Origin of the sequence: Sulfuricurvum sp., assembly GCF_028710345.1 — a bacterium.
Lineage (GTDB): Bacteria > Campylobacterota > Campylobacteria > Campylobacterales > Sulfurimonadaceae > Sulfuricurvum.
The window spans coordinates 40,534-50,014 of the sequence record NZ_JAQTUH010000011.1; the positions used below are offsets into that span (position 1 = coordinate 40,534).

The 9,481-nt window shown below is 35.7% G+C and carries 7 protein-coding genes and 1 pseudogene; 4 read left to right on the forward strand and 4 right to left on the reverse strand.

Translation table 11 applies throughout. From position 1 onward, the window contains the following. Positions 1 to 22 precede the first annotated feature (22 nt). From PHC76_RS12505 to PHC76_RS12515, 3 genes are read right to left on the reverse strand one after another with little or no spacing between them, the layout of a single operon-like run. Positions 23 to 1,258 (reverse strand): diguanylate cyclase, encoded by a 1,236-nt coding sequence (locus PHC76_RS12505; RefSeq protein WP_300210288.1) that lies wholly within the window; start codon positions 1,256 to 1,258, stop codon positions 23 to 25. After that, positions 1,251 to 4,895, reverse strand: coding sequence for a PAS domain-containing hybrid sensor histidine kinase/response regulator (locus PHC76_RS12510; protein WP_300210290.1), 3,645 nt, complete (start codon positions 4,893 to 4,895; stop codon positions 1,251 to 1,253). The genes PHC76_RS12505 and PHC76_RS12510 overlap by 8 nt, the downstream gene beginning before the upstream one ends. Further along, positions 4,896 to 5,708 (reverse strand): phosphate/phosphite/phosphonate ABC transporter substrate-binding protein, encoded by an 813-nt coding sequence (locus PHC76_RS12515; protein WP_300210292.1) that lies wholly within the window; start codon positions 5,706 to 5,708, stop codon positions 4,896 to 4,898. 269 nt (positions 5,709 to 5,977) lie between these two features. Here PHC76_RS12515 and PHC76_RS12520 point away from each other — a divergent pair, with 269 nt between their 5' ends. Then, the gene (locus PHC76_RS12520) at positions 5,978 to 6,271 is read left to right on the forward strand and encodes a YciI family protein (RefSeq protein WP_300210294.1); all 294 of its coding nucleotides are present in this window, start codon (positions 5,978 to 5,980) and stop codon (positions 6,269 to 6,271) included. 42 nt (positions 6,272 to 6,313) lie between these two features. Further along, a pseudogene (locus tag PHC76_RS12525) lies at positions 6,314 to 6,589 on the forward strand (CZB domain-containing protein); the annotation flags it as partial. Positions 6,590 to 7,151: 562 nt separating this feature from the next. On the opposite strand, the gene PHC76_RS12530 reads toward PHC76_RS12525, so the two are convergent. Then, positions 7,152 to 7,310, reverse strand: coding sequence for a hypothetical protein (locus tag PHC76_RS12530; RefSeq protein ID WP_300210297.1), 159 nt, complete (start codon positions 7,308 to 7,310; stop codon positions 7,152 to 7,154). Positions 7,311 to 7,631: 321 nt separating this feature from the next. Between PHC76_RS12530 and PHC76_RS12535 the strand changes: the two genes are divergently transcribed. Next, entirely contained in the window at positions 7,632 to 8,210 is a 579-nt protein-coding gene (locus PHC76_RS12535) for an OmpA family protein (RefSeq protein ID WP_300210299.1), read from the forward strand. A gap of 15 nt (positions 8,211 to 8,225) precedes the next feature. Continuing rightward, positions 8,226 to 9,481 (forward strand): cadherin repeat domain-containing protein (locus tag PHC76_RS12540; RefSeq protein ID WP_300210301.1); only part of this gene is annotated, 1,256 nt, incomplete at its 3' end.

A 9,481-nucleotide genomic window follows, 5' to 3' on the forward strand; every position in this document is an offset into this window, starting at 1 on the left:
GGCGTATAGTTTGGATAGCCTTTTACTCACATTTTTCGTTATTGCGAATGACTTTATTACGCCCTTGTTCTTTTGCTTGATAGAGTGCATGATCAACTCTTTGAAATAATAGTATTGCATCGGTATCGCATTGAAACTGAGCAACTCCAAAACTTGCTGTTTTTAATCCTACCTCACAGAATGTATGTTCTTCTATTTTCCCTCGTAAAGACTCCGCCAAATTTACAGCCCCCTCAAGATCAGTATGGGGGCATAAAATGACAAACTCCTCTCCACCCCATCGTGCAAGTAGATCAGTTTGGCGAATGTTTTCTGAGAGTAATGTGGAAAACTCTTTTAAAATAGTGTCACCACAAACATGCCCATAGATATCATTGACCTCTTTAAAATGGTCAATGTCGATCATGATAAGTGATAAGGGGTGGTTGTATCGTAGTGAGCGTTTAATTTCTTCATTTATTTTTTCTTCAAATTTAGAACGATTATTAAGACCGGTCAAAAAATCGGTATATGAATCGTGCTCAAATCGAATTTTTTCATCGATATTGTGGTAAAAAGCAATATATCCCGCTATCTCACCCTCTTGCGTGATATCTGATGTAATAGTAACTTTATACCAGTTCGTACCTCCATCGAAATTGCGATCCTCAATCTCATAATTAAATGTCTCACCCTTTTTAATTGTCTTCCATATTTGTGTATAAATATCTTTAGGTGTATAACCAGATTTTAAAATATTGACATTAAGACCTATTAATTCTTCTTTACATTGAAACAATTCGTAAAAACTTTGACTCACTTCTGTGATGATTCCGTTGGTATCACTTTTAAGGTAGGCAATATGATTTTTGATAATTGTCAAAAGATGGTCATTCCGTTTTTTAAGGAGTTGTGTTTCAATGCGATTATTAACACGTGCTAATAACTCTATTGGTCGAAATGGTTTGATGATATAATCGTAAGCACCATTGTCAAAAGCTTTAGCTATAGTCGCTTCTGCATTGTCTGCTGTCAAATATATGATAGGAATCTGTGAGATTGTAGGAGATTTTCGAAGCTCTTTTGCAAGGGTAAATCCATCCATATCCGGCATGATAATATCGAGAAGAATAATATCGACAAGATGGTTACTTAGAAATTTTAGTGCATCTAACCCGTTACGGGCAAAGTGAAGCTCATAATCAAATCTTAAACACGCATCAGCTTTTTGCAGATTGATCGGTTCGTCGTCAACGATCAGTATGGATGCTTTACTCATCTATTTTTTCCTTGAGTACTTTGACCAGGTGTATTGCTGATGCAAAATCAAACGATTGTATTGAGCTTTTGAGCTCTTTTATTGTATCAAAATTCGTATATGGTTTAATGGCATTGATGAAATTTTTTAAATCTTTTTCTTCAATCATCCCATTTTTTTCAAGTGTTGATAAAATGGTATCGATTATCTCGTGTATTTCATCTAATAGAACTGGATGATCACCTATATCATTCACTTCTTCTTGGATGTGAAGATCGATTTCCTGAATAAGTCGTTTTAATTCAACGCATAGCGTATTAAGTTTTTTTCTTATTTCTACAGGCTCTTGAGTATTTTCAAGATCAACACACAGTGCGTACAGTTTTTCTGCAGCGATGCTTCCGCTCACCCCTTTGAGTGAATGGTTAAATTTTTTGAATTCTTCACTTCCGATTTCAACGGCTTCGATTCTCGTACAAAAATCCCGTTGCGTATCGGCAAATAGTCTAAGAATATGAGCGATTTTTTCTTGGCTTAGAAAGAGACTTTCTAGATTAGCAATATTTATCCCTTTAATAGCGATTTTATCGGATTGGATACTAACGATTGTAGGGATGAGTGATTCTTTTAATGGTAAATAGTGTGAGAGTACATCTTTTAGCTCTTGCATTTCAATCGGTTTAGCAATATGACCATTCATCCCTGCTTGTATACTTAGTTCTTTATCGTTCTGCATAACAGCTGCACTGAGGGCAATGATTGGAATATCCTGATTAAAGTTTCGGATTGATTTAGCCGCTTCAAATCCATCAACAACCGGCATTTGTATATCCATAAAAACAAGATCATAAGTGTTAGTTAAACACATTTGTATCGCTTCGGCACCGTTAGAAGCGATATCGACTTCAACACCTAAGAGCTCTAATAACTCTTTACCTACAAGTTGATTGATCTCATGGTCTTCCGCCATAAGTATCTTTCCGCTAAAGAGGCGTATATCATCTGTATTTGTTGCAGTAATGGCTTGGATCTGATCTTTGTCCATAAGTGCTTCGAGCAGTATTGATGGCGTGATCGGTTTATGTAAGATTGCATCAGGATGAAGATTCCGTGCATTCGCTTTTTGAGAAAGTTCTTCTTTCATTAATGCACTGATCATAATGATTTTTGGAAACAATCCTGAATGGTGCTCTTTGAGGTTATCAATGACATCAAGTCCATCCAACCCAGGCATTCTCCAGTCAACGAGGAGATAATCAATATGTGTAGTCGTAGCAATAGCGAGTGCCTCTTCACCACTGGAGCAAAGAATAGGGTGAATATCCCACGATTCAAGTATATGACCGATCATGATCCGCTCGATTTCATTGTCATCTACGACCATAAAACTTTTTTGTACGAGCTGCTCCACATGCACTTTAGGCTGTATGGAATCATTGTGTTGAAGTTGTACAGTAAAATGAAATGTGGATCCTTTCCCTTTTGTACTTTCAACTTTAATCTCACCACCCATCATCTCGATCAGCTTTTTAGTAATTACCAACCCAAGACCTGTCCCTCCATATTTACGGGTGTTTGAGGCATCCGTTTGTGTAAAAGAGTGGAACAGTTTCGTAATTTCATTTTCATCCATTCCAATACCGGTATCGCTCACACTAAAGGCTATTATGATAGTATCATCTCCTTTTTCTGCTACATTGGCACGGATGATAATATCTCCCTTATCAGTGAATTTGATGGCATTTCCGACGAGATTATTAAAAATTTGAGACAGACGTAGCGAATCTCCTTCAACCATATACGGGATAGTAATATCGTAATCAATATGGATTTCCAGCGATTTTTCCAAGATAGAATATTCAAAGAGATCAGATGTCCCGTGTAGTAGCTCTTCAAGTGAAAATGGATGGGAAGAGAGTTCCAATTTACCCGATTCTATCTTAGAATAATCGAGAATATCATTGATGACACCTAAGAGTGCTTTAGACGATTTGAGTGATTTGTTAACATAGTCGCTTTGCTGATCGCTAAGATGAGTTTTTAGGAGCAAAGTATTCAATCCGATAACTCCATTTAACGGTGTACGGATCTCATGGCTCATATTCGCAAGAAATTCGCTTTTGGCTTTATCTGCTTGCTCTGCATGTTCTTTAGCTGACAAAAGATCATTACGCAATTGTCTACTCTCTGTTACATCTTTGGTACTGATCAAAACATGCTCTTTATCGGGCATCATAGCAACTGACATGTTGATAGTGATGATTGAGCCATCTTTTTGGAAGCACGATTTTTCAAAATTTGTTATTGATCCATTCAAAAAAACTTCGTTTAAAGCTTCTTTTGCTCTTTCTACATCTTCAGGTACACTCATCTCTATACATGATTTTTGGAGAAGTTCCTCCCGTGTGTACCCTGTCATAGCCATATATGAATCATTGAAGGAAATAAAATTACTCTCTAAATCGAGGATTGCCAAGCCATCTTTTGTTGTATCAAAAACGGTTTTAAATTCTTGCTTTTGTCGTTCGGACTCTGTAATATCGATTCCGATAGTAAAAATATAATCTAATTCTCCACTTGGGTTCGTCACTAAAGCATTTGACCATTCAAATATTCGTGTTTCACCATTGCGTGAAGTCCAGTTGTTCTGAAATGTTTTGACGATTTCGCCTTGTTTGGCTCTTGTAAGAATACTGATCACTTTGTCTTGCATATCTATGTCTAAAAAGCGTGACCAAAAATAAGGTACTGAAGAGACTTCATCTTGTGTATATCCTATAAAAGATTCTCCGTATTGGTTAAGACGGATCATTCTCCCTTCTGCGTCGATAACAGCGATAATCGCATTGGCATTGTTGATGATAGTGGATACGAAATTTTTTTCATTGGTTAATTTAAACTCTAATGCATTACGCTCTTCAATATCACTTTGTAAGGTTTCAAGCGTTTGCAATAATGTATTTTTTCTTTCAATAATTTTATTTTGCATTAAATGCAAAGTATCAAAAAGAATATTGATCTCTTTGGTATTACTTTGGTGTTTTTGAAGCTTTACTTCTTCATTCTCGGCAATTTTTTTCGCAGTTTCAGTAAGATAGTTTAAATCGTATGTTAGCCTCCATCCGAAAAAAACTGCTATGAAACTACTGATGAATAGTTCAATTGATATAAGAATATAAGACAATTTTTTATTCTTTTCGATGGTATGAAGACTTTCTGTGATTTCATAAACAATTTGAACGCTACCTAATACCTCTTTATTGAATTCAACAGGAACTCTTATGATTTGATAGGTGTTGTTGTCTCTTTTTACTAATGCCCCATTGGTTATCAAGCTATGAAAATCTTCTGTAGCTGATGAGGTACTTTTGCTGATTAATTTTTTATTATTATCAAAAATTTTAACAGAAATAATGTTGTGCATCTTGGTAAAACTTTTGGCATTGTCATCGAGTGTAGCCAAGTCATAAACCGCCATAGGTGTTTTTATCATCTCTTCAAACAACATCGTAGACGTTGCTATTTTTTCATCTATTAGTGATTGTGAGAGTTTGGTAAGGGAAGAAAAATTGAAAAATATAATTAAGCTGATAAATAAAATTTCGATAGAGAGGAATGAAAATATAAATTTGTAGCGTAAAGAAGATTGAAAAAACATTTAATAATCTTCCATGGATGGTAAAGCTTCTGCGATACCCCGTACACTGTTATATTCTGAATCTTCTGTCGGAATAAGCTTTTTTATTTTTAATGGTTCAATTAACCCCTCTGGTAAATGCAACAAAGCAGATTGCATTTTTTCACTTACTTTGCTTGAGACAGATGGGAGTAGTGCAATCGGATGACTTGGATAGGCATCTGTTTTATAAAGAATAGTAAGGGCTGTTTTGGTTTCTGCATCATCCATTGAATTGTATGTCCGCTCTATACCGCCTCCTGCATCACCAATACCACGTGAGACACCTTTGTAGACAGAATCGTGCGAATTGACATATAAAAAGTTTTTCTCTTTTTCAATATCAATACCGTATTTTTTGTATAATTCATATTTTGGCAATAATGTTGCTGCAAACGAATCGGGTGCCGGAAATAATATTCTCTTACCTTTGAGCATTTTTATGTCATTAAGAGCACTATCTTTCCGAACGACGATAATACCGACAATATTTTTTTGATCTCGTATCAGTGCCATATACCCTTTACGTTTATGAGCCACTACATAATGATAAGGATTCATATACGCTATGTCGTATTGCCCATTATACAAAGCATGTTCAAAATCGGGAATGGAACGTTCTATTTTTAAATTAATTTTTTCACCCGTAGCATTTTCTAGATAGGAAATGATCGGTTTCCATGTTTGTGCTAACTCCATAGGGCTTTGTTGGGGAACTACACCAAAAATCAAAGGCTTTGCTGAAACTATAACGGTCAAAAAAACGAGTGCTATTAATGATAAAACAACTTTCATATCTTACTCTCCTATGACTATATTGTTCTATATAGTATCTTAATAAAGTATTGTACAGTGAAAAAGAGTTTACAGCACTGTTTAGCTGAATATAAGAGAGTATATTTTTTGAATCAATGGATAAAATCGTATTTAAATTTAGTTCCACTTGATAATTATGAATAGGGTTCATGTATCCATGGTCAGATTCGAAGTAAAAGTGCAAAAAGCATGGAGGGTATATGTTGAGTATAAAACGGTAGAATATAAGAGAAATATTAGGAGCAACAATGTTTATCATCTCACTCACTTACATCAAACCGCTCGAAGAGGTTGATGCTCTCTTAGAAGAGCACGTCGCCTATCTCAAAGAACAGTATACACTGGGTAGTTTCCTCGCTTCAGGGCGTAAAGTTCCCCGTACTGGTGGGATTATTTTGGCACGTGGGGTATCTCGTGAAGAGATTGAAACGATTATTGCCCTTGATCCATTTTATCGTCATCATGTGGCAGAGTACGAAATCACCGAATTTATTCCTACGATGACTAGTAATGAATTGATATTTTTGAAAGATTTAAAATAAAAAGGAAATGCTGAAAGAGCTAGTAAATTTACTGATCACCATGGTTGCAGAATGGGTAAATGGTATTATGAGGGAGATGGTAAAGAACTTTTTTCTCATACTCCTTCATACAAAAAAATGGAAGAACCACATGCTACTGTACATGAAATGGCATTAAAAACCGTCTCATGTGCTACTCATCAAGATTGTCTAATAGAAAAAAATCAAAATATGATTGTTAAAAACATGTCTAGTATGGAGCAATCAAGTAAAGAACTTTTTGTATTACTTGATGCAATGGTTGAAGAAGCAAATCCAGAAATTATTAGATCAAAATAATTAACACTAAATGGGATCACTCCACCATCAGTTTAGTTATCTCTTCTTTTGAGAGTAGGCACGATAGGAGTATCCAATCGCTTCATATTGAAGAAAGAATGGGAGAATCCTGTTTTAAAGGATTAATTTTGAGCCACTATGGTAGTATAAGTTAAATAAGTAATGCTTGTGTAAAAAGGACATTAAAAATACTCTTTTTTGTGATCTATTTTATGAGTGAGTACTCGAATTTCTCCACAAAAAACAGTTATAATATAATCAAACATTGATAAATAGGGCTTTAATGACTATACGCGTGTATTATGAAGATACCGTATATGCTCTAATTTTCTAAAAATACATAAAATAGGGAGTTTCTTCACGCTAAAAACTCTCTCATATACACAAAAACTGCAAATCTTGTCACACCACTGTCACACTTAGAAAAGTGCCATATTTAAATACCTTATTTCTGATGCGTTTAGGTTCAAGTACGCATGTAAAAAAACCTTATTTTAATATTTCCGTATTTTCAATCATTCTGACATTGTTTTTCGTATGAAATATCGTAGTATTTTTGTGCTTAAAAGCAGAGCAGGAGAGTGTGTCCGAAAAACGCTTGATTTCCATCACGTAAATCGGTACTGACCCAACGCGGGGCAACTGTGGCAGATTTATCCGCCCACTCTCGTTTATCCAATTTTACCGTTGGATACAGTGTATATTTTGTATGCGTGTGCATAGCGATATCCTCATATAGTTAACAATGAAAAAATGCTGACATACGGACGCACTGCGCCCGATATAGCAAAACTAAAAATTAAAAAAAGAAAAGGAAAAAAAGAAAATTACAGCAGGTTCAGCAGGAGAAGAGAGAAGCTCGCGATACGGTTATCCGTAATGGGTTGTGAAATAGGCATAGTATGACTTTTCATGGTCTCTCCTTTGTGTGTATTATTGAAATTGTAAATGTTTAATTCAATTATAACTTGATGACAAATCGATGACAGATAGACTTTAGAATAGCAATATCAAAAACTATTCTCTTAAAAGGTTTACTATCATGCTTTATCAAGAAAACATAAAAATAATCACAAAGGCAACATTAGTATTAGCATCTTTAATAATGTTAGATGGATGTTCTCAAAGTGTCAAAGGATATTACATCCCTAGACCAGAACCTATGATTAAAGAAAAACCAATCCCTATTATAATTGAAGCTATTGAAAATGCAAAACCATTACCGATTAATGTAGAACCTATTATCGAAGAAAAACAGGTCTCTAAGCAAACAATCACCTTAAATTCAGTTTATTTATTTCCATTTGGAAGTGCTCAACTTACTACAGTTGGTAAAGCCGAACTTCTGCATTTTACAAATGAACTCAAAAATAGAAATAATGAAATTAAAATGCTTACTATTCATGGTTATACGGATCGATTAGGAGAGAAAGCTTTTAATCAAAGGCTTTCTCAAAAACGTGCTCAACATATAGCTGATTATTTAAAATCGCAAGGGATTAGTATTCCAATGAGTGTAGTTGGTAAAGGATCATCAGATCCGGTAAGTGTGGAATGTAGTGGTCGTGTATTAATCAATTGCTTGGCTTCTGATCGTCGTGTTGAAATAAAAAATATATAAAATAAAGGAAAAATAATGTCACAAGTAATTACTCTTATCAGCCGTGCAAAATCAAATATAATAGAGCAACAGACCATAACAACTAGTAGTAAAGTAATTACTATAGATGCAAAAAGTGGAATGAGCTATGAATTAAAAAATTTAACAAATAATGTATCACCTAAAAAGATAATTATTAAAAAAGTAAATAATGATTTAGAAATTAATATTGATGGCGATCTCAGTGGAGATTTCGATGTTATTATTAAAGATTATTATACTCAACAAAATGTTGATATTATAGGACTTGCAGAAGATGGAAACATGTATTCGTATGTTACTACATCAAACGATAAGTTAATGCACCTAAATGAATTGACTGATAATAATGTTAATTATGAATCTGCACTTGGTATATCTGATATTATAGGTGGTATCAGCACTTTAGCTTATGTTGCTGGAGGCGCTGCATTATTAAGTGGTATTATTGCTGCTGCAGGTTCTGGAGGAGGTAAAGGTGATAGCGGTAGCGGTAACATAAAGGCAATCGACACTATAGCCCCTACGATTACCTCCACTACCACGGCTACTACCATCAATGAGAATAGCGGTTCGTCTCAAGTGATCTACACCGCAACTTCAACCGATAGCGCAGACATTACAACAGGTTCAACCACCTACAGCCTAAAAACCACAGCAGATTCAAACCTCTTTAGTATCAATAGCAGCACAGGCGAAGTGAGCCTTATCGGTAATCCTGACTATGAGGCTAAATCTACGTATAGCTTCACACTCATAGCGACCGATAGCGCAAACAATTCAAGCGAACAAACCGTAACATTGGCAATAGCTAACCTCGATGAAGTAGCCCCTACGATTACCTCAGGGGGGAGTGCAAACGTCGATGAGAACACCTCCGCTTCGTATGTACTCTATAGCGCTACTTCTACCGACAGTGCCGATATCTCCGCAGGAGTTACGTACTCCCTTAGCGGAGCAGATGCATCATTCCTCTCTATCAACACTGCTACAGGAGAAGTAAGACTTAACACATCCGCAGACTATGAGACAAAGAGTAGCTACAGCTTTAACGTCGTAGCCGATGATGGAGTCAATACCCCAACTACCCAAGCGGTAGTAGTAAGCGTTAGTAACCTCGATGAAGTAGCCCCTACGATTACCTCCACTACCACGGCTACTACCATCAATGAGAATAGCGGTTCGTCTCAAGTGATCTACACCGCAACTTCAACCGATAGCGCAGACATTACAACAGGTTCAACCACCTACAG